Raw genomic sequence first — 20,369 nt, 5'->3', positions numbered from 1 at the left:
TCAGATCCGCTTGTCCTGCAGCCACATCTCCAGCAGGGCGAGCTGCCACAACTGGTTCGCGCCCAGTGTCGTACGCGGGGTGTTCGGATCGGCCAGCAATCGCTCGACGTACTCCGGCCGGAACAATCCACGCGCCCGTGCGGCCGGCGCCAGCAGCGCGTCGCGTACCCGGTCGAGCGTCGGCCCCTCGAGGTGCCGGATACCCGGAACCGGGAAGTACCCCTTGGTCCGGTCGATCACCTCGTCGGGCACGACCCCGCGGGCCGCCTCCTTGAGGACACCCTTGCCGCCGTGCGCGAGCTTCAGCTCGGGCGGGCAGGCCGCGGCCGCCTCGACCAGTTCGTGGTCGAGGAACGGCACGCGGGCCTCCAGTCCCCAGGCCATCGTCATGTTGTCGACCCGCTTGACCGGATCGTCGACGAGCATGACCTCGGAGTCGAGCCGCAGGGCCGCGTCGACGGCGGTCTCCGCGCCGGGCCGCCCGAAGCCGGCCGCCACGAAGTCCCGGCTCACGTCCTCGTCGATCACCCAGTCCGGGCCGAGCTGCCGGGCCAGGTCGGCGTGCGGCCGGTCGAAGAACTCCCGCGCGTACGCGTCGGCCGCCCGGTCCCGCGGCACCCCGGCGAGCGGCGGATACCAGCTGTAGCCGGCCAGGATCTCGTCCGCACCCTGACCGGACTGCACGACCTTGACCTGCTTCGACACGTCCTCGCTGAGCAGGTTGAACGCGATGCAGTCGTGGCTGACCATCGGCTCGCTCATGGCCGCGACCGTGCGCTCGACGGCCGGCAGGAACCGCTCGCGCCCGATCCGGATCTGGTGGTGGTCGGTGCCGAACCGCTTGGCCACCAGATCGGAGTAGGCGAACTCGTCCCCGCTCTCCCCGCCCGCCGCCTCGAACCCGATGCTGAAGGTGGTCAGCCCGCGCTGCCCCTGCCCGGCGAGCAGCGCCACGATGTAGCTCGAGTCGATCCCGCCGGAGAGCAGCACCCCGACCGGCACGTCGGCGACCATGCGCCGCTCGACCGCGACCCGCAGTCGCTCATGGATCAGCTCGGGCCAGTCGGCGGCGTCGATGTGCCGGGTGAAGGAAGCCGCCCAGTAGATCTCGTCCCGGTAGCTGCCGTCGGCGCGGATCGTTCGAATCGTCGCGGGCGGCAGCTTCCGTACGCCGGAGATGATCGTCCGCGGCGCGGGGACCACCGAGTGGAACGTCATGTAGTGCTGCAAGGCGACCTTGTCGATCGAGGTGTCCACGTCCCCGGCCGAGAGCAGGGCCGGCAGCGTCGAGGCGAACCGCAGCCGCCCGGGTGTTCCGGCCAGGTACAGCGGCTTGATCCCGAGCCGGTCCCGCGCCAGGACGACCTCGCCCGACTCGTGCGACAGGATCGCGAAGGCGAACATCCCGAGGAACCGCTTGACGCACGAGGAACCCCACCGGTGGTACGCCTTGAGGATCACCTCGGTGTCCGACGTGGAGACGAAGCTGTACCCGTACGCCCGAAGCTCCTCCCGAAGTTCTCGGTAGTTGTAGATGCAGCCGTTGAAGACCACGGTGAGCCCCAGCGAGGCGTCGGTCATCGGCTGTCCGCCCGCGTCGGAGAGGTCAATGATCTTCAGTCGGCGGTGACCGAACGCCGCCGGCCCACGTTCGACGAAGCCCTCGCCGTCCGGCCCGCGCGACGCCAGGTCCGGCAGCATCCGCCGGACCGCATCGGCGTCCGCCGGACGGCCGTCGAACCGGAGTTCACCGGCGAATCCGCACATGCATCCTCCTCAAGACAGCAACCAGGTGTCCTTGGATCCGCCGCCCCGCGAGGAGTTGACGATCATGCTCCCGGCCGGGGCGACCCGGGTCAGCGCGGCCGGCGCGACCACCGCCGACGAGGCGCCGGTGAAGACGAACGCGCGCAGGTCGACGTGGCGCGCCGTGAGCTGGTGCCCGTCGAAGACCGGATGCGTGGACAGTCGCACCACCTCCTGCGCCACCCACCGATGCGGCGCGGCGAGGATCTGCCGGCGCAGCGCCGCGATCTCCTCCGGCGCCGCGTGCGGGCCGATCACGATCCGGTCTCCGCCGTACCCGTCGACCGGTTTGCAGACCAGCTCGTCCAGCCTCCCGAGGACCTCGTCGCGCTGGGCCGGGATCCCGCACAGGTACGTGGGGACATCCGCCAGCAGCGGCTTCTCGCCCAGGTAGTACTCGATGAGCCGGGGCACGTAGGCGTACACGGCTTTGTCGTCGCCGATCCCGTTTCCCAGGGCGTTGGCCAGGGTCACGGTGTCCGCGTGCAGCGCGGCCACCAGGCTCGGGCCCAGCGGCATCCCGTCCGCGCCCGGCGAGTGCACCAGGCCGTCCTCCCCCATCCGCAGATAGATCACGTCGACCGGGTAGCGCTTACCGTCCCGCATCCGGTAGACGCGGGTGTCCTCGACGAACAGCTCGGTCGAGCGCACCACCGGCACGCCCATCTCCTCGGCCAGCATCCGGTGCTCGAACCAGGCCGCGTCGTCCGGCCCCTCGCTGAGCACCACCACCCGCGGGTCGTCGCCGGCCGCCGGGCGGGCCGCCTCGCGCAGCACCCGCAACAGCAGCGCCGGGGTCGGCTCGACCGAGAGCAGTCCCTCGGGCACCGGCAGCTCGGGCAGCACGCTCGTGGTCAGGCGACGGTTCTGCATCGCGTATCCGATCCCGGACGGCACCCGGATGTTGTCCTCCAGCACGCACCAGTTCCCGCCGACGTCGCGCACCAGGTCGACGCCGGCCACCTGGGCACGCACGCCGTCATGGCCGACCAGGGCGCCGCTGGGCCGCAGCTCCGGCGACCGGTCGATCACCCAGTCGGGCACCACGCCGTCGCGGACCACGGCACGCTCGCCGTAGACGTCGCTCACGAACCGATCGAGCGCCCGGACCCGCTGCACCAGCCCCGCGGTCAGCCGCCGCCAGTCCTCGGCGGGCACGATGCGCGGCACGAGATCGAAGGGGAACAGCCGGGTGGCCGCCTCGCCGGCCACGCTGAAGGTGATGCCCCGCGAGCGCTGCTCATCGTTGCGGGCGTCCTCGCGGCGGCGCAGGCCGGCCGAGCCGAGCCCGCTCAGGACATGCACAATTCCGGCGTACGCGGGGACGACGTCACCACCCGCAAACGCCTCGTCGCCGCTCTCGGCGTACGGGAAGAGCCCCGCCGGAACGGTATCGCCCGGCCCGGCCCGGCCGATGCCGGTCGACCCGCCACGGGTGTCCTCCACGACCAGATCGACCACCTCGGAGATCCGGCCGCGCCGGGCCATCGCCCGGCGCTGACGGGCGGCCGAGCTGCCCCGGCTCAGGGCCCGCATCGACAGGGCGAAAACCTGCTCCCAGTCGCCCAGCTCGGCCAGCTGCGGCCGGAGCTCGGCGACCAGACGCTCCACCGCCACCGCGGCCGGGACGGGCGCCGGCGAGCGCGGCAGATCCAGCAGGTCACCCTCGAGCCCCGACCGCGCGGCCCGCCACATCGCCGCCCGATGCAACGGCGGACGCACATGGTGCACCGGCACGCCGGCCCGATGCTCCTGCCGCGCCCGCAACACCAGCGCCCGGAACAGCCCGGCCAGCAGCACCACCGTGTCCACATCCGGGCTCGAATCGGTGACCCGCAACTCGACCGTGGGAACGTGCGCCGACGGGCGAACGTCGAAGTAGACCATCTTCGGATCGGTGATCGTGCCGGACGCGATCAGATCGGCGACCAGCTCGTCGTGCTCGGCCGCCGAGCGCAGCACACCCGGGTCGCCGGCGGTCGGCCAGCGCATCCAGACCAGCGAGCGGACACTCGCGTAGCCGGAGTCCTCGCCCATCCAGTACGGCGAGCTCGCCGACAGCGCGAGCAGCACGGGCAGCGCCGGCGCGACCCGCTGGGCAACCGCGACCGCCTCGTCCCGGTCCGGCACGCCCACGTGCACCTGGGCGCCGCAGATCAGCTGCTCCCGGGCGAGCAGCTGGTAGTCGTCGAGCATCCGCCGGTAGCGCGAGGTGGGTGTCACCGGCAGGGACTCCAGGTCGACCAGCGGGACAGTGCCGGCCGCGACCAGGCCCAGCCCTCTGTTCTCGGCCTCCCGGATCGCCCGGCGTCGCAGGCCGACGATCCCGTCCCGCAGATCGTCCAGGCTCCCGGCCACCGGGGTGTTGGTCTCGACCACCGACCGGTGCAGCTCCGCGGAGTAGCCGGCGGTGTCGAGGCGGGCCAGGATCTCGGGCGCCCTGGGCACCAGCTCGCGGGTGACCAGATCGACGACGTGCAGCTCCTCCTCCACGCCGAGGGTCAGATCCGCTTCCTGGGCAGCTTCCTGCGCCGTCACGGGGAGAGACTCCGTCATGCCCTACCCTCGCCATCGCTTGTACCGAATATGTGACGTGCCCATTTCGCGCCTGTGCCATACCTGGCCGCGGCCCGCGCGGCATCAACCGGAAACGTTCGCCGCCTAGTCTTCGGACCATGGTGGAGGCGGCGGATCTGCGGGTGCGGACCCTCGGCGAGTGCCGGATCGACTCACCGCTGCAGGGGTTGCTCGACCGGCGTGGCACGACGGAGCATTACGTCGACGAGGCGGACCGCGTGCTGTTCGACGACACCCTGGCAATGGTGGGCGAGCGGACCGGCGAGCCGCCGTCGTTCGAGCCCAGCGGCCCGCGGCGCCGGATCTTCTTCGACCCGGCGAGGGTCCGGGTGGGCGTCGTCACCTGCGGCGGGCTGTGCCCGGGACTCAACGACGTGATCCGCGGGCTGGTCCTGGAGTTGACCACGCACTATGGCGTGTCGCGGATCGTCGGGTTCCGCAACGGCTACCGCGGGCTGGTCGCCCGGCACGGGCACGACGTCCTCGACCTGACGCCGGCCGCGGTGCAGCACATCAACGAGCACGGCGGGACCATCCTCGGCACGTCGCGCGGCAACCAGGATCCGGTCGAGATCGTCGACCGCCTCGACCAGCTCGGCGTGGACATCCTGTTCGTGATCGGCGGCGACGGCTCGATGCGCGGCGCCCAGCGGATCACCCACGAGATCAAGGCCCGCGAGCGGCGGATCGCGGTGGTCGGCGTGCCGAAGACGATCGACAACGACATCCCCTGGATCGGGCACAGCTTCGGGTTCCAGACCGCGTTCGGCAAGGCGACCGAGTCGATCCGGGCCGCGCACTCCGAGGCCACCGCCCAGCCCGGCGGCGTCGGCCTGGTGCAGCTGATGGGCCGGCACTCGGGTTTCATCGCCTGCTACGCGGCGCTGGCCAACAACGACGCCGACTACGTGCTGATCCCCGAGGTGCCGGTCGATCTGGACGGGTTCCTGCCGCACCTGCGGCAACGCGTGCGCGAACGCGGGCACGCGCTCGTGGTGGTCGCCGAGGGCGCCGGCCAGGAGTACCTGGCGGCCAACGGCGCGGACGCCTCGGGCAACCGGCTCCTCGGCGACTTCGGCATCTACCTGCGCGGCCGTGTCCTGTCCGACTTCGCGTCGGCCGGGCAGGAGATCAACCTCAAGTACATCGACCCGAGCTACCTGATCCGCAGCGTCCCCGCCAACCCGTACGACAGCGTGTATTGCCTGCGTCTCGCCCAGGCGGCCGTGCACGCGGCGATGGCCGGCCGCACCGAGATGGTGGTCGGCAGCTGGCGGAACCGGTTCGTGCACGTGCCGATACCGCTGGCCGTGGCCTCCAGGAACCAGGTCGACCCCTGGGGTGACCTGTGGATGTCTGTGCTGGAGGCGACGGGCCAGCCGACGTCGTTCGCCATCCCGGACCGCACCGCGGCATAGGTGGGTCCAGGCGCTGACCATGCAAGCCTCTTCCGTGCCGGTCGGGGCACACCCGGCGGCCGGGACGGCCTTATCGTCTTCGATGGATGGTCCGCAGGCGCGGCGACGGGAGAAAGATCATGGTGGCAGGGCAGGGCGGGTTCAGCCGGCGCTTCGTATTGACCGGCTCGGTCGCCGCGGTCGGCGGTCTCGTGACCGTGGCGGACGCCGGCGTCGCGGAGGCGGGCGGGCGACCCGGCCTGGAATTCTCGCTCACACTGGCCGCGGGAACCTACAGCGGCCCGGGCCGCGCCTTTGTGATCATCGCCCGCGCGTCGGATCTGAGCCCCGAGGCGCCGGAGCCCCGGGACAACCTGCAGGACCTCGAGCCGATCACCGTGCCGTTCTTCGGCCAGGACGTCGCGCACGCCGTGCCCGGCCGGGCGATCCTGCTGCGCTCGGGCGCCGCGGTGGTCGGCTACCCGTTCGCCCGGTTCGAGGACATCCCGGCCGGTGACTACGTGGTGCAGGCGTTCTTCTGCACCTACGAGACCAACCATCGCTCGGACGGGTCGGTCGTCCAGGTGCATTGGCCGCAGGGCGACGGCGGCGACATCTGGCACTCGCCGGGCAACGTCTACTCCACGCCGCGCGCCGTTCACCTGACCGGCCACGCGCAGACCGTGCGTATCCCGCTCGACCAGGTCATCGAGCCGATCGGCACGATCCCGCCCGGCGGCACCGGCCAGCAGGGCAACCCGACCGATTCGGCGCACGTCAAGCATCTGAAGATCCGCTCGGCGCTGCTGAGCCGGTTCTGGGGCCGCGACGTCTACCTCGGCGCCGACATCCTGCTGCCGGCCGGCTACGACCTGCCCGCCAACCGCCACGTCCGGTATCCCATGGAGCTGATCGCGCGCCACTTCCCGCGCGCCAACCCGCACCGCTTCGACGAGTCGCTGGGCGATGACTTCTCCCGGTGGTGGATGTCGGCGGACGCGGCCCGGTTCATCTCCGTGCAGGTGCGCAGCGAGAACCCGTTCTACGACGACTCCTACCACGCGAACTCGGCCAATCTCGGCCCGTACGGCGACGCGATCAACTCCGAGCTCATCCCGGCCATCGACAGGTCGTTCCGGACCATCGGGCAGCGCTGGGGCGGGTCGTCGACGGCGGGTCGACCGGCGGGTGGATCGCCGCGGCGTCACTGGTGCTCTACCCCGACACCTACGCCGGCGCCTGGGCCGGCTACCCCGACCCGATGGACTTCCGCGCCCATCAGGTGATCGACATCTACGCCGACGCCAACGCGTACGTCACCGGCAGCTCGTGGGTATCGGTGCCGCGGCCGGCGGCCCGCGGGAACACCGGCGACACCTGGTGGACCAACGGACAGGAGAACGCGTACGAGCGGGCGGTCGCCTCGCACGGGCGCAGCCAAGGACAGTGGGACATCTGGCAGGCGGTGTTCGGTCCGCAGGGCAAGGACGGATACCCGGCGCCGATCTGGGACAAGCGCACCGGCACCGTCGACCACACCGTGGCCGCCTACTGGAAGAAGCACTTCGACCTGTCGTCGATCGTCGCGGCCGACTGGACGAGGCTCGGGCCGAAGATCGCCGGCCGGTTGCACGTCTACGTCGGCACCGAGGACACCTACTTCCTCAACAACGGTGTCGCCTACTTCGAGCAGCGGACCAACGCCCTCACCGCTCCAGCGCCCGACTTCCAGTTCATCTACGGCGTGAGCCAACCGCACGGGTGGACCCCGGTCACCGACCAGCAACTGCTGACCACGATGGCCGACTTCATCGCCCGGCACGCGCCGCAGGGCACCGACGTCAGCGGCTGGCGCGGCCGGGAACAGCCGCCGCAGCTCATGCTCACCCGAGGCCGGCAGGTCGTGGACGAAGGCGTCGATGCCATCCTGCCCAGCGCTGACGCGTCACTTGCCTCGGCCGCGAAAAGGTCGCCCGCCGCGGCCTGACGTGCCCGGCAGGGTTCACCACCAGCGAGTGCAGAAGTCTTCGCCGTACGGCTGCTCGCGGGCGCACCCGAGCCGGCCCGCGTCCGCGGCCGGCGCGATCGTGGTCACCGCGCGAACATGTTGGCCCATGGCCGGATGCGATGGTCGAGCACCGTCCCGTTCTGGACGAACGGGTCGCCGGCCACGAAGCGCTCGGCGGCCTCCCGGCTGCGGCAGATCGCCATGGTGCGCAGATGTCCGTCCTGCGGATCGGGTTGCAGGAACGCCCCGGCCATCAGCACATCACCAGCTTCGTGGAGCTCGCCTGCACGGGCCAGGTGGCCGGCCAGTTCCGCGGGGGCCTGCGCCTGCACCTCGGACAGGGACGAGTAGGGCACCGTCATCTCGACCACGTAGTACACGCGCTCGCCAAGCGGGTCGCTCGTCGTCACGCTGCAAGTCTGCCAGCCGCCACCACCAAGGCTCATCACCCGGTCGGTCCGCGATCCGTACCGGTGCGGCCCGGACGCCGGCCGGCAGGCAGCCGACGCCGGGCCGACCGAGGTGGCCGGCCCGGCGTCGAGGCGGCGTGCCGGTCAGCCGGTGGCCGCGGCGAAGACGTGCATGACGTTGCCGGGGATCACTCCGTCGTTGACGTTGGGCAGTTGCAGGTAACGGATGGTCTTGCCCGGCTGCAGCGCGACCGACGTGTAGTAGACGCTCACCCGCTGGTCGAGGCGCCCGCCATTGATGTTCAGGTACGGCAGGGTGGCCAGGATGTCGCCGCCCGGAGCCGCCGAGTTCGCCCACCAGTCGGAGAAGCTGAGCGTGAACGACTGGGTGGTGCCGTCGGTGTAGACGATGGTGGCGGCGCCGGAGGCGGTCCCGTACACCCCGGTGCCGAGCAGGCCCAGCTTCGTGCCCGAGCCGGAGATCGGGACCACCTGCCCGACGGCATTGATGTTGTCCAGGGTGCCCGGGTCCGACTTCGGCCACGTGAAGGTGAGCCCGTCGTGCACCACCGTGGCCCCGGGCGTGAGGCTCGGCGTGGCGGCGGCGAGCGTCTGCGCGGAATACGACGCCCGGTTGCCGTCGATATCGCCGGCATTCGTTCCGTCGTTGCTGATCGCCACGCTGTTGTACGCCGACGTGAACGACGGGTACGGCAGCGACACCAGGCGGCTGTCCTGCTGGCTGTGCCGCCCGTTCGCGTCGGTGTAGCCGATCTCCAGGGTCAGCTTGAACGCTCCCGGATCGGCACCGGCCGGTGGCGTCACCTGCCAGGCGCCCTGGACCGTCTGCCCGCCGGCCACGCGCGGGTAGCTGATGGCCGAGGACGGCTGAAGCGTCCAGCCGTCCGGCGCCCCGAGCGTCATGGTGACATCGCTCAGCGCGGCCGCCCCGCTCGGGTGCGGGAGCGTGGCGGTGACCGTGAAGGGGTGGCCGGGCTCGGCGATCGACGGGCTGTCGAAGGTGAACGGTTCCTTGACCGTGACCGGCACGGATCCGGTGACGCCGTCGACGGTCACGCTCAGCGTGGCGACCCCGCTGGCACCGAGGGTCACCGTCCCGTCCGGGCTGACCTTCGCCACGCGGGGGTTGCTGCTGCGGTAGGTGATCCGGGCGTGGCGGAGATCGGCGAAGGTCTGGTCGCTCTTGACCGCCTCGATGATGCGCGAGGCCTGAACGTGCTGCCCGGCCTGGCCGGTGTCGTCGGCGATCCACGGGTTGTCGCCGGTGAGGCGGAGCTGGTCGCCGGGCGCGAAGGTGACCTGCGGAGGCTGGACGGTGACGGTCCGCAGCCGGGCAGTCGCGTCGGCGGTCACGCGTACGGTGCCGCGCAGGGCGGCGGTGGCCGAGTCCGGTCCCACGGCGAACTGGTAGCGGCCGGTGTGGACCTCCTGGCGGCGGGCTGCCTCGTTCCACATCGACAGCTGTCGCACCGGGACGGCGAGCGTGATCCGCTGGGACTGGTGCGGCTGCAGCGTCCGGGTCTTGGCGAAGCCGGCCAGCCGCTTGCCGGGAAGTTCCTGGCTCGCGCCGGTGACTTCCGGAGCGGAGACGTACAGCTGGGCCACGGTGGCACCCGCGACCGCGCCGGTGTTGGTGACGGTGAACGAGACATGGACGGTGTCGTCGCCGGTGGCTCGCGGGTGATCGATGCGCAGGTCACGGTAGGCGAACCGGGTGTAGCTGAGACCGTAGCCGAACGGGTACGTGGGTGTGCCGGTGAAGTACTGGTACGTGCGCCCCAGTCCACCGGTCTGCGACGGGGTCAGCCCGTAGTTGGTGATGGCCGGCAGCTGGCTGTCGTCGGCGTACCAGGTGAAGTTCAGGTGCCCGCTGGGGTTCTGCTTGCCGAACAGCACGTCGGCCAGCGCGGTGCCCTGGCCCTGTCCGTTGTAGCCGCTGAACACGATGGCCGGGAACGCCTGGCGAATATCCTCGATCGCCAGCGGGGCAAGGGCCTGCAGGGCCAGGACGGTCCGCGGGTTGTCCGCGGCGCTGACCTGGTCGATGAGCGAGCGGTAGTTGCCGGGCAGGGCGAGGCCGGCCAGGTCCCGCTCTTCGCGGGCCACGTTCTGGTCGGTCCCGGCCATGACCACGACCAGGTCGGCCGACTTGAGCGCGTCGGTCGTCGCGGCCGCGCAGGCGGCCGGCGCGGTGGCGGTGGTCGAGGTGCCGCAGGCGTCGAAGACGATCGACGCGTCCGGGTTGGCCGCCCGGATCGCCGCGGTGATGCCCTGGACGGGGGTGGTCGTGTGGGTCGGCTCGCCGGAGTATCCGCCCAGCGTGACCTTGCCGGCCAGGTCGCCGACGATCACCACGTTCCGTACGGCGGCGGGGTCGGCCGGCAGCAACTGCCGGCCGGCACCGCGTACGGCGTCGTTCTTCAGCAGGACCAGGGAGTTGTCGGCCACCTTGACCGCCAGCGCCTGGTGGTCCGCGCTCTCGATGACGTCTTTCGTGATCCCGGTGTAGGGCACCTTGGCCGCCGGGTCGAACTCACCGGTCTGCATGCGGATGGTGAACGCGTGCACCAGGGCGTTGTCGACGATGCCCTCCGTCAGGATGCCGGCGCTGATCGCCTCCTGGATGTTGTCCAGGCTGTACTCGCTGCCGGTGCAGTTGAGCTGGGTACCGGCCCGCAGCGCGTACGCCTGGGCGCCGGCCGCGGCGCTGACCTGGCGACCGGTCGCTGTGTTGGTCCACACCGTCCGCCCGGCGGTGGTCGAGGTGGTCCAGCCCGGCGGTGCCCAATTGTGGCTGGTCGGCAGGTAGATGTCGCCGACGGCTCCGCAGTCGGAGGTGGTGTAGCCGTTGAAGCCGTAGGTCCGCTGCGCGAGCAGGTTGGCGGTGTACGTGTCGGCCGGCGACGGGGTGCCGTTGATGGCGTTGTACGAGGTCATCAGGCCGGACACGTGCGCGTCCTGGATCAGGCTCGAGAACTGCGGCGTGTAGTAGTCGCGGATGTTCGTGTCAGTCGTGTCCGAGCTGCCGTTGTGCCGGGTGTTCTCGGCGTTGTTGAGCGCGTAGTGCTTGGCGGTCGCCGCCACCTTGAGGTACGGCGAGGTCGCCCGGCCGCTCGGGGTCTGGCCCTGGTATCCGTTGACGAACGCGCCGGCCATGCGGGACACCAGGTACGGGTCCTCGCCGAATCCTTCGTCGGTGCGGCCCCAGCGCGGATCGCGGTCCATGTTCACGGTCGGCGCCCAGTAGGTCAGCATGCCGTACGCGTTCTTGTCGTTGCCCAGGTTGTTCTGGCCGGTTCCCCACAGCGACTTGTCGAGGAACCCCCGGGCCTCGTCCGAGATCGCGGTCGTCTCCTGGTACATCATCGAGGGGTCCCAGGACATGGCGGCGGCCTGGTTGGTCGGGAAACTGGTGGCGTGTACGCCGCCGGTGACGCTGCCCGGCTGGCTGTTGCCGCCCAGCAGGTTGATGCCGTGCTGGCCCTCACTCCAGTACGTGTACTGCTGCACGCCCAGCCGTGGGATGGCCGGCGCGCTGTTGGTGTGCAGCTGGGCCACCTTCTCGGCCAGCGTCATCCGGGACACGAGATCGGCGGCCCGTTCGGTGAACGGGTAGCGGGTGTCCAGGTAGAGCGGTACCGATGTCCGGTCCGGTGGGGCCGCGACCGCTGGGGCCGGGGCGTACCACGCGACCGACAGCGCGACCGGGGACAGGATTGCCACCAACGTTCGGGCAGCACGCATTGCTCGCACGGAGACCTCCCTGAAAACGGCCGCGGCAACCTGTCGCGCCGCGGCCGGGGTGGGCGAGTGATGTGCAGTGAACGGGGCGCGCACAGTTCCGCGCCGCGGCTGTCAGGCCAGGGGGACCACGCCGGCCTGTATCGGACCGTTCTCGGCGTAGTTCGGACCGGTGATGATGAACAGGAGGCCGCGTCGCCGGGAATCCGTACATCCGAGGGGGATGGTCTGGCGGCTGTAGCCGCCGGGGATCGCCGAAGACACCCGCGTCCATTTGCCGGGATCGCCGAGGTGGCGATTGACGAAAAGATCCTGGTCGCCGTTCGCCGTCACCACGATCGTCCCGTTCGGGCCGCCGGAGTCCGACCACGACACGGTCGGCGCGGCGGACGGGATGTAGCCGTCCTGGTCGTGCAGCACGATGTCACGGGCCGGCCCGAACGATTCCGGATCCGTCGCCAGCTTGTAGTGGACGGCGTAGAAATTGTCGCCGGAGTTGCCGCCGGCCTCGTGGGTCAGGATCCACAGGCGCTCGTGTATCCGCGCGACGGTGGTCATGCCGGGACGCTGGTCGTAGTCCGTACCCACGGCGTCATCGACGACCGGGCCCCAGCTACGCAGATTTCGGCTGCTTTGGTGTGCCAGTTTCTGCCCGTACCTGGGGTCTCGCTGATCGGAGTAGTAACAGATGAGCCGGTCTTTGTGCAGCAGCAGGAAAGGCTCCCACACCGGGGTGTTGCCGTTCTCCGGAATCGGCGGGCCGCCCTCCGCGACGGTGCTCAGGAAGGTCCACGTGACGCCGTGGTCGCGGCTCGCGTACAGCTGGATCTTCGTGCTGGTGAAGTTCCCGAGCGCGTTGCCGGCACACAGCAACGTGCCCTTGGGGAAGCCGGCGAAGGGGCGGGGCAGCTCGTACAGAAACGGCTGCAGCCAGACGCCCGAGGTGTCGCCGGTGCTCGGCACATTGCTCAGCTTGGACCAGGTGTGGCCGTCGTCGTCGCTCCGGTAGATGGGGAACCCCGGCGCCCCGAACTGCTGGAACGTGGCCAGCCAGGACCGCGAGCTCCCGAGGCGTACGGCTCGGGCGTAGGCCGCTCCGGATCCCGGATCGGCGACCACCACCGGCCCGAACGGCATCGCGCCATGCGGCGTTCCCGGACCGGCCGGTGTCGCGAGCGCCGGTTCCGCCATGCCCAGGGTCAACCCGGCCAGCGCGACGGCCCCGGTCCCCAGGAACGCTCGACGCGACCAGGGAGCGGCTGCGGCGCTCGGCCGGGACTTCGGCCGGTACTGAGGATGATCTTGCATGCTTGTCTCCCCGTAACACAGTTGATCGGGAATTGGTGGCGCGGCGATCGGTGGGCGCCGCGCCACCAACGTGTTGGACGGTTAACTGCTACTGCAGGAGACCGATGGCCATGTCCATTGGCCGTTGGTTGCGACCGTGAAACCCCAGTTGTTGCCGCTGCCGTTGGGTTTGGCCACCATCTGGTACTGGCTGGGCCAACTGGCACTGGTGTTCCAGGTGTTGTAGACGACCGACGGAGACACCATGTTCACGGTCACGGTCCAGTTGTTGGAGCCGGCGACCGAGACGTTGAGGTTGTACCAGTTGTTCCCGACGGTGCCGGCCGACAGCGTCGCGGTGCAGCCGCTGTTGCCGCCGCCGCCTCCGCCGCCACCACCGCCACCGCCACCGCCACCACCGCCGCCGCCGCTGCCACGGCTGACGCTGACGTTGGAGTTGCCGCTACCGCCGCCCCATGCTTCGGTCGCCATGATCTGGTAGTTCATCGTGCCGAGGTTCATGCCCTTGCTAGCCCAGGCGCTGACGAAGTTCGGGAACGTGATGGTTCCACTGGTGCGCGGCGAGTTGCGGATCGCGAGGTACTGCCAGAACGTCGTGGTGCCCTGGATGGAGGGCTGGTTGACCTGCTGGTGCTTGATGATGGTGTACGTGCCACCGTCGCTGGTCATGGTGCCCATGTTCTGGCCGGAGTAGTTGGGCGAGCCCACGTAGCCGTCGATGACGTAGTACTCGACGAGCGGGTTGGTCGACCAGCCGTAGAGCGACAGCAGGTTGGTGCCACCGTTCGCGTTGAGGCTGCCGGTGTAGGACACCGACTGGGAGGTGCTGCCGGGGTTCCAACCGACGCCGGCGACGAAGTCGCCGATGCCGCTCCAGCTGCTGGAGTAGCTGCTGCTCGAGTTCAGCGTGATGCATGCCGACCCTTGGCCGGCGGTCCACATCTGGTAATAGGTGCCGCCGCTGCCGTTGCTCTGGTTCGAGCAGATCGTCGTGGCGGCGCTGGCGGGGCCGGCCGCGGCCAGCCCCGCGGCGGTCAGCGCGACCGTGCAGGCGCCTGCCAGGAGCAGCCTGAGCCGGCCGCGTCTACGGCGCTGCGGGCGGTGCAGAGCTTCGTTCATCGATGCTTCCTCCTCTTGAGGACGGGCTGGGAGGTGCTATGAGCCATCGAACCGTCGGCAGGCGGGACGAGGCGTCCGACGATCGGTGCCGCACGACGTGTTTGAGCTGGCTGTCGTGGTGTGGGCGACGGGACCTGGTGCGCAGGTCGGACCGCGGCGGCAGCTGTCGGCAGAGTCGGCGTGCATCAACGTGTGTCGACTATGTTGCACGTGGGACATAGCACTGTCAATCGATGTTCTTCGGTGGCCGGCCGGGGTGGCGATCACCCAGGCGTGCCTACTGCCGCGTACACGGCAGAGCGGCCAGGCGGTCGCTGCGGTCCATCGGAATGGATACTCGTGATCAGCGACGCGTCGACCACGCGCCGCCGGTCACCTTCAACTCGAGCCGGAGCAGCTAAGTGGTCAGCCCGTACGACATCGAGGAAATCTTTCCCAACGACCCAGCGAGCGTGCGCCTGCCGCGCCAACAGGCCGGCAGTACCGCGCAGAACCTGGCCGTGACGCTCGTGGCCGACTACACGCTGCGCACCCGGGCCTGGCTGCCGTCGGCGTCGATCGTCGCCTTGCTGGAGGAAGCGGGCATCGGCAGCGGCGCCGCCCGCACCGCCATCAGCCGGCTGTTCCGAAGTCAGATCCTGGAGAGCAGCCGGGACGGGCGCTACAGCTCCTACCGTCTGACGACGGCCGCCGCCACCACCCTGAGCGCCGGCGGCGCCTGGATCGCCCGATTTGCCACCCGGGCGGAGCCGTGGGACGGGTACTGGACCCTCGTGTCCTTCTCGTTCCCCCAGGATGAGCGCGGCCGGCGACGAGCCCTCCGGGGACAACTGAGATGGCTGGGGTTCGCGCCCCTGTACGACGCGCTCTGGGTCTCCCCCGACGCACCGAACCCGATCGTCAGGGAACGGCTGACGACCACCACCCTGGGCACCATGACGATGTTCCGGGCCCGCCAGGTGGAACTCGCCACCCCGGCCAACCGCAACCCGATCGACGCCTGGGACGTCGCGGCCATCGCGAGGCGCTACCGCACCTTCATCCGCCATTGGAAGCCGATGCTGCCCCGCATCCGCGCCGGACAGGTCTCCGGCGCATCCGCGGTGCAAGCCCGTACCGAGATCATGGATGCCTACCGGCAGTTCCCCATCATCGATCCGGAACTGCCGATCGAGCTGATGCCCGCCAACTGGCCGCGGACGCAGGCCCGAGAGGTGTTCGTCGCCGTCTACGACGGGCTCGCCGCACCCGCACAGGACCACGTGCGCACCCTGGTGACCCGGTTCAGCGACGCGCCTTGCCTCGAGGTGCGAGCCCACAGCACGGCGGAGATGGCCGGCGCCGGGGAGGCCTCATGAGGCGAGGACCACGGTGACCGGGTTTGCGGCGCCTGCCGGAAATGGCGGCCGGCGTCGGCGGGGCTCATCGGCTCGTGCGCGCCAACGGGACACGGCGCGGGCGGGGGTGCACACCACTGCCGGCGTCGTCGTCGACGACGGCACCACGATCGCCTATCACTGCTGGGAAGCGGACGCGGGCGTCGCCGCGTACCCGATTCCGGTTGTCCTGCAGCACGGTTTCACCGCCGACACCATGGCCGACTGGCTGGTCCCCGGGACGGTCGCCGGTCTCACCGCCGCCGGGCGCCGGGTCGTGGGCATCGACGCCCGTGGCCACGGCCGGTCCGAGAAGTCGCCCGACACCGAACGCTACGGCGAGCGGCGGATGGCCAAAGATCTACTTGCCGTCGTCGCACTGCTCGACCTGCCCGCCGTGGATCTCGTCGGCTACTCGATGGGCGCCGTCGTGGCGTTGCTCGCCGCCTCGCAGACCACCGTCCGGCGGCTCGTCGTCGGTGGCGTCGGGGCCGGAATCGTCGAGGTCGGCGGCGTGGACACTCGTGCGCTGTCGAGCGACCGGCTGGCCCGGGCCTTCCTGGCCGACGACTCGGACGACCTGCCGCACGAGATCGCCGGCCTGCGGGCGAACGCCACGATGCTCGGAGCCGACCTGCCGTCGCTGGCCGCGCAGGCCCGCGCCGTCCATCGCGAGGGCATCGACCTCGCCGCCATCACCGCCGAGACACTCGTCATCGCCGGGGACGCCGACCCGCTCGCCGAGCGCCCGCACGTTCTCGCCGAGGCCATCGCCGGCGCCTCCCTGCGCCTGGTCGCCGGTGGGCACGAAGTCATCGGCAGCAGTCCGGGATTCCGGTCCGCGATCATCGAATTCCTCAGCCGCTGAAATACCGCCGGGAGCCGGAGGACGCCGAGTTCTTCGAGGGCGGCTACGGGATGGGGAGGGTGTCTATGTCGGTGATGACAATCTCGCGCTCCTCGGAGTTGCCGACCGCCTCGGCCAGGGCGATGGCTCGATCGCGCGAGTCACGGGCGGACTCCAGGTCACCCGCGGCGGCCTGAGCCCGTGCAAGGCCTTCGTAGGCGCTCGCCACCAACCACGCCTGCGTCCCCGGGCGCTCGGCGTAGGTCAGGCACCGCCGGGCGTGGTAAAGCGCGGCCTCGCCGTGCCCGAGCGTGGCGTAGACCCGGGAGCACTGCCATTCGCCGATCGCCCGGTTCTCGTCGTCGCCGACGTTTTCCCAATGGAACCGTGAGGCGTGCGCCATGTGGATCATCCGCTCGTCCTCGTCGGGTGAACGGGACTCCTTCCCGAGCAGCGTCCACGTCTGGTTGAACAGCGTGCGCGCCAGGTCACGCTCGTCAGCGACGCTCGGTGGCGGCGGGTCGCTCAGTGCCATGATGGCTCCTCGTTCGTCCTCGAGCAGGTGGTCCAGGGAATGCAGGGCCTGCCGGATGCGGTCGTCGCGGGCCTGCAGCGTGGCCCGGTGACGGCTCAGGAGACGCCGTGCCACGTCCTCGCCCGTTCCGGCCAACAGCGCGCGGATCACTTCCAGCGGTACCTCCATCGCGCGCATCCGCGCGATGGTGAGGGCCGTGGCGACCTGGCTCTCGGCGTACCAACGGTAGCCGTCCCCCGAGACGACCTGCGGTGCGAACAAGCCCAACCGGTCGTAGTGCCGCAGCGCCTTCGTGGTGAGGCCGGCACGACGGGCGACCTCGCCCACCGACAGCATCCCGGCCTCTCGCGCTCCCATGGCGACCACGCTACGACCTTGCCGCGCGGCAAGGTCAACAATGTCAGGCGTTTTCGAACGCGTCTTCGCGGGCGCGCAGCCTCGCGACCAGGGCCGGTGTGACGGCCCGGTAGGCGGACGGGTCGACCGGTGCGAGCCATTGCGCGGCGCGGCCCCATCGGCCGATGTTGAGGTCGAGGTCGTCGAGGACCTCGTCGAGGTTCTTCAGGGAGAAGGGAATGATCTTCGTGCCGCGGCAGTGGTGCCGATCGGTGGCCGTGTCCATGAAGGCGAGCTGGGCCTCCACCTGGCGGCACATCGCCGCCGGATCGGGCAGCGGCACCGCGCCGGCCAGGTGCGCAGTGATCCACACCGCCGCCATCTCCGCGTTGAGCGGACTGAAGAACGACGAGTTGTAACCGTTGAAGTAGAGCCCCTCCACGTCCGGCGGCAGGATCTGACGGTAGAGCCGGAAGTTGCCGCGCTCGTCGAAGAGGCGCCGCTGGGTGTCCGCGTCGAGGAACGGCACACCCTGCCGGAAACCGGTCGCGCAGACGACGAGGTCGGCCGGCAGTTCCGTGCCGTCGGACAGGGCGGCCATCGGGCGGCCGCCGCGGGTGAGCAACCGGGTGATGGTGGTGTCGCGGCGCACGACGATGGTGCCCGCCGCGACACCTTCGAAGAAGCCCTCGGTGCACAGCCCGATGGCGCCCTTGATGATGCCCTCCATCGTCCCCCGCGGCACCAGGCCGAGCCGGCGAAGGTTGTACTGCCGTACCGACACCGACCCGAGCGAGTCGAGCATCGAGCGCCGCACCGGGTTGCCCGGCCCGTGCAGGAACTTTTCGACGCCGCGGAGCCGGTGATAGCGGAACAGCGCCTCGCCCATCCGGGTCAGCAGCAGCATCTTGAAGTTGAGCACTCCGGCAATCTTGCGCGGCACCTTCCACAGCAGTTGCCGGGCGATCACGTGGGTGCTCGCCGCGACCGTGCTCAGCGGCACGGTCACGTCGCAGGCCGACTTGCCATAGCCGACCACCAGCACACGCTTGCCGCGGGCGATCTCCGCGTCGTGCACCTGGGTGCCGGCCAGGACCTCGCCGCCGGCCTGCTGGAACGATGCCAGGCCGGGAAGATCCGGCAGCTGGGGTTCACAGAAGACGCCGTTGGCGACCACCAGCCGGTCGACCGTGTCGACGTCGCCGGTCGAGAGCATCAGCGTCCAGCGGTCTCCGGCGCGTTCGGCTCGCTCGACCCGGGTCGACAGGCGCAGGTGCGGCTCGACCTTGAATTCGACGGCGTATGCCGCCAGCCACGCCTGCACCTGGGCGCCGGACGGCCACTCGGGGAAGTCTCTCGGCATCGCATAGTCGGATAGCCCGTATGTCGCCTTCGCGCTCTGCGTGGTGAGGCCCGGGTACCGGCGGGTGCGGCTCCACACCCCGCCCACGTCGGGCGCCGACTCGTAGACGACAATCTCGTGTCCGGCCTGCAGCAGCGTCTTGGCGGTGGCCAGCCCGGCAACACCGGCTCCGATGATCCCGACGCGCATGGTCAGCGTTCCCCGACCGGCGGCATCTGAAGTTCGATGCCGAACTCTTCCATGATGGGCCTGAGGACAGCCATGTCCTTCGGTCCCGGCGGCAGCGCGCCGAGGGCCTGGTAGTACTCCTCGAGGCCGGCCGGCGACACCACCGAGATGACGCGGGCCTCCTCGCCGTACGGGTTGCGGAAGGTGTGCACGACGTTGCGCGGAAGGTAGAGATAGTCGCCGAAGGCGAGGGTGAACTCCTCGCCGCCGAGCGTGACGTCGAGGCGTCCGGCGAGGCAGACGAACGACTCGTCCTCGCGGGTGTGCAGGTGCGCGGGTGGCCCGTTCGTCTCGGCTGGGATCGCGTACTCGAACAGTGAATACGCCTCGCGGGTCGAGGCCCCGTTGGTCTTCATCGTGATGTTCAGCCCGATCGCCGGGATCTGCGTCCCCTTGCGTGAACTGAGCATGTAACCGCCGCCGAGACTCACGATCGCCTCCCCATCTCCACCGAGGTGTGTGCTGGATCAGAGCGTGGAGGCCACGATGGCCGCGACCCAAGCCTCCGTCCCGCTCAGCGGGAACGAATTCCGGAGTACGCCCGCGAGGTCGCCGCCGCGGCCAGGCGGACCGCGGGCCCGGCCCGTTCGGCGCGGACCATGGCCGTCGGCCCGGTCACCGAGACCGCGGCCACCACCGTGCCCAACGGCCCGAAGATCGGCGCGGCCACGCAACTGATCCCGATGTTGCCCTCCTCGCGGTCGACGGCGAGGCCGCGCTCGGGTATCGCGGCGAGCTCCCGGCGCAGCGCGATCGCCGTGCAGATCGTGCGGGGCGTCCGCCGCTCCAGCCCGGCGTCGATCACCGCCTGGACGGTCGCCTCGTCGCCGTAGGCCAGGATGGCCCGCCCGAGCGCCGAACAGTGCGCCGGCAGCAGCGAACCGACCTGCGACAGCATCGGCATCGGACGGTGCCCGGTGATCTTCTCGACCAGGAGCACCTGGGTGCCGTGCAGCACGCCGAGCTGCACGGTGATGCGGGTCGCGTGGTGCAGGTCCTGGAGATAGGGCAGGGCCGCCTCACGCAGTTCGTGCCGCACCGGCGCCAGGCCGGACAGCTCGAAGAGCCGATTGCCGATCCGGTAGCGGCCGGCCGGCTTGTCCAGCCACCCCAGCTTCAGCATCTTGTCGGCCGCCCGGTGCGTGGTCGAGCGCGGCAGGCCGGCGCGCGCGACCAGCGCGGCCAGGGTCAACTCCCGGTGCTGCTCGTCGAAGGCACCGAGGATCGCGGCCGCCCGGTCCAGCGCGCCAAGGCCCGCAGCCGAACCTGTGTCCCGTTCAGCGGGACTCACGGTAGG

Annotated in this window: 15 protein-coding genes; 5 read left to right on the top strand and 10 right to left on the bottom strand. The window is 70.4% G+C overall.

The window, feature by feature from the left end; all coding sequences use genetic code 11:
- Together ODJ79_RS09375 and ODJ79_RS09370 are read right to left on the bottom strand one after the other, a co-directional pair.
- Window positions 1–1,767 carry an N-acetylglutaminylglutamine amidotransferase gene (locus ODJ79_RS09375; protein ID WP_263022952.1) on the bottom strand — a complete coding sequence of 589 codons (1,767 nt, stop codon included), beginning with the start codon at window positions 1,765–1,767 and terminating at the stop codon, window positions 1–3.
- Window positions 1,768–1,776: 9 nt separating this feature from the next.
- Window positions 1,777–4,362 carry a carboxylate--amine ligase/circularly permuted type 2 ATP-grasp protein gene (locus ODJ79_RS09370; RefSeq protein ID WP_263022951.1) on the bottom strand — a complete coding sequence of 862 codons (2,586 nt, stop codon included), beginning with the start codon at window positions 4,360–4,362 and terminating at the stop codon, window positions 1,777–1,779.
- A 119-nt stretch (window positions 4,363–4,481) separates the two neighbouring features.
- On the opposite strand from ODJ79_RS09370, the gene ODJ79_RS09365 reads away from it, so the two are divergent.
- From ODJ79_RS09365 to ODJ79_RS09355, 3 genes are all read left to right on the top strand, one after another.
- The gene (locus ODJ79_RS09365; protein ID WP_263022950.1) at window positions 4,482–5,801 is read left to right on the top strand and encodes an ATP-dependent 6-phosphofructokinase; all 1,320 of its coding nucleotides are present in this window, start codon (window positions 4,482–4,484) and stop codon (window positions 5,799–5,801) included.
- 119 nt (window positions 5,802–5,920) lie between these two features.
- On the top strand, window positions 5,921–7,066 hold the full coding sequence (locus ODJ79_RS09360) for a hypothetical protein (RefSeq protein ID WP_263022949.1): 1,146 nt from the start codon (window positions 5,921–5,923) through the stop codon (window positions 7,064–7,066).
- Window positions 6,991–7,767, top strand: coding sequence for a hypothetical protein (locus ODJ79_RS09355; RefSeq protein WP_263022948.1), 777 nt, complete (start codon window positions 6,991–6,993; stop codon window positions 7,765–7,767). The genes ODJ79_RS09360 and ODJ79_RS09355 overlap by 76 nt, the downstream gene beginning before the upstream one ends.
- Window positions 7,768–7,871: 104 nt before the next feature.
- Here the strand turns inward: ODJ79_RS09355 and ODJ79_RS09350 are convergent, their stop codons facing one another.
- The 4 genes from ODJ79_RS09350 to ODJ79_RS09335 all read right to left on the bottom strand — a co-directional run bounded on the left by ODJ79_RS09350 (window position 7,872) and on the right by ODJ79_RS09335 (window position 14,387).
- Complete coding sequence (locus ODJ79_RS09350) at window positions 7,872–8,198, bottom strand: YciI family protein (protein ID WP_263022947.1); 327 nt, start codon at window positions 8,196–8,198, stop codon at window positions 7,872–7,874.
- Window positions 8,199–8,342: 144 nt separating this feature from the next.
- On the bottom strand, window positions 8,343–11,963 hold the full coding sequence (locus ODJ79_RS09345; RefSeq protein WP_263022946.1) for a glycoside hydrolase family 3 C-terminal domain-containing protein: 3,621 nt from the start codon (window positions 11,961–11,963) through the stop codon (window positions 8,343–8,345).
- Window positions 11,964–12,074: 111 nt separating this feature from the next.
- Window positions 12,075–13,268 carry a sialidase family protein gene (locus ODJ79_RS09340; RefSeq protein WP_263022945.1) on the bottom strand — a complete coding sequence of 398 codons (1,194 nt, stop codon included), beginning with the start codon at window positions 13,266–13,268 and terminating at the stop codon, window positions 12,075–12,077.
- 81 nt (window positions 13,269–13,349) lie between these two features.
- Window positions 13,350–14,387, bottom strand: coding sequence for a glycoside hydrolase family 11 protein (locus ODJ79_RS09335; protein WP_263022944.1), 1,038 nt, complete (start codon window positions 14,385–14,387; stop codon window positions 13,350–13,352).
- 401 nt (window positions 14,388–14,788) lie between these two features.
- Between ODJ79_RS09335 and ODJ79_RS09330 the strand changes: the two genes are divergently transcribed.
- Together ODJ79_RS09330 and ODJ79_RS09325 are read left to right on the top strand one after the other, a co-directional pair.
- Window positions 14,789–15,745, top strand: coding sequence for a PaaX family transcriptional regulator C-terminal domain-containing protein (locus ODJ79_RS09330; RefSeq protein WP_263022943.1), 957 nt, complete (start codon window positions 14,789–14,791; stop codon window positions 15,743–15,745).
- 106 nt (window positions 15,746–15,851) lie between these two features.
- Window positions 15,852–16,631 carry an alpha/beta fold hydrolase gene (locus ODJ79_RS09325; protein ID WP_263022942.1) on the top strand — a complete coding sequence of 260 codons (780 nt, stop codon included), beginning with the start codon at window positions 15,852–15,854 and terminating at the stop codon, window positions 16,629–16,631.
- A gap of 43 nt (window positions 16,632–16,674) precedes the next feature.
- Here the strand turns inward: ODJ79_RS09325 and ODJ79_RS09320 are convergent, their stop codons facing one another.
- The 4 genes from ODJ79_RS09320 to ODJ79_RS09305 form a co-directional block, all read right to left on the bottom strand.
- Entirely contained in the window at window positions 16,675–17,481 is an 807-nt protein-coding gene (locus ODJ79_RS09320) for a MerR family transcriptional regulator (protein ID WP_263022941.1), read from the bottom strand.
- 64 nt (window positions 17,482–17,545) lie between these two features.
- Window positions 17,546–19,033, bottom strand: a complete 1,488-nt coding sequence (locus ODJ79_RS09315; RefSeq protein ID WP_263022940.1) for a flavin-containing monooxygenase — start codon at window positions 19,031–19,033, stop codon at window positions 17,546–17,548.
- A gap of 2 nt (window positions 19,034–19,035) precedes the next feature.
- Window positions 19,036–19,503, bottom strand: coding sequence for a cupin domain-containing protein (locus ODJ79_RS09310; RefSeq protein ID WP_263022939.1), 468 nt, complete (start codon window positions 19,501–19,503; stop codon window positions 19,036–19,038).
- An 83-nt stretch (window positions 19,504–19,586) separates the two neighbouring features.
- Complete coding sequence (locus tag ODJ79_RS09305) at window positions 19,587–20,363, bottom strand: IclR family transcriptional regulator (RefSeq protein WP_263022938.1); 777 nt, start codon at window positions 20,361–20,363, stop codon at window positions 19,587–19,589.
- Between the last annotated feature and the right edge of the window lie 6 nt (window positions 20,364–20,369).

The sequence above is a fragment of the Actinoplanes sp. KI2 genome (assembly GCF_025630775.1).
Lineage (GTDB): Bacteria > Actinomycetota > Actinomycetes > Mycobacteriales > Micromonosporaceae > Actinoplanes.
This window is presented reverse-complemented; position numbering and strand designations above follow the sequence as displayed.

Bases quoted from the DNA above. Each gene is read 5' to 3' on its own strand.
- ODJ79_RS09320 (WP_263022941.1), bottom strand. From the start codon at position 17,481: ATGCTGTCGGTGGGCGAGGTCGCCCGTCGTGCCGGCCTCACCACGAAG.
- ODJ79_RS09340 (WP_263022945.1), bottom strand. From the start codon at position 13,268: ATGCAAGATCATCCTCAGTACCGGCCGAAGTCCCGGCCGAGCGCCGCA.
- ODJ79_RS09365 (WP_263022950.1), top strand. From the start codon at position 4,482: ATGGTGGAGGCGGCGGATCTGCGGGTGCGGACCCTCGGCGAGTGCCGG.
- ODJ79_RS09360 (WP_263022949.1), top strand. From the start codon at position 5,921: ATGGTGGCAGGGCAGGGCGGGTTCAGCCGGCGCTTCGTATTGACCGGC.
- ODJ79_RS09375 (WP_263022952.1), bottom strand. From the start codon at position 1,767: ATGTGCGGATTCGCCGGTGAACTCCGGTTCGACGGCCGTCCGGCGGAC.
- ODJ79_RS09315 (WP_263022940.1), bottom strand. From the start codon at position 19,033: ATGCGCGTCGGGATCATCGGAGCCGGTGTTGCCGGGCTGGCCACCGCC.
- ODJ79_RS09335 (WP_263022944.1), bottom strand. From the start codon at position 14,387: ATGAACGAAGCTCTGCACCGCCCGCAGCGCCGTAGACGCGGCCGGCTC.
- ODJ79_RS09370 (WP_263022951.1), bottom strand. From the start codon at position 4,362: ATGACGGAGTCTCTCCCCGTGACGGCGCAGGAAGCTGCCCAGGAAGCG.
- ODJ79_RS09345 (WP_263022946.1), bottom strand. From the start codon at position 11,963: ATGCGTGCTGCCCGAACGTTGGTGGCAATCCTGTCCCCGGTCGCGCTG.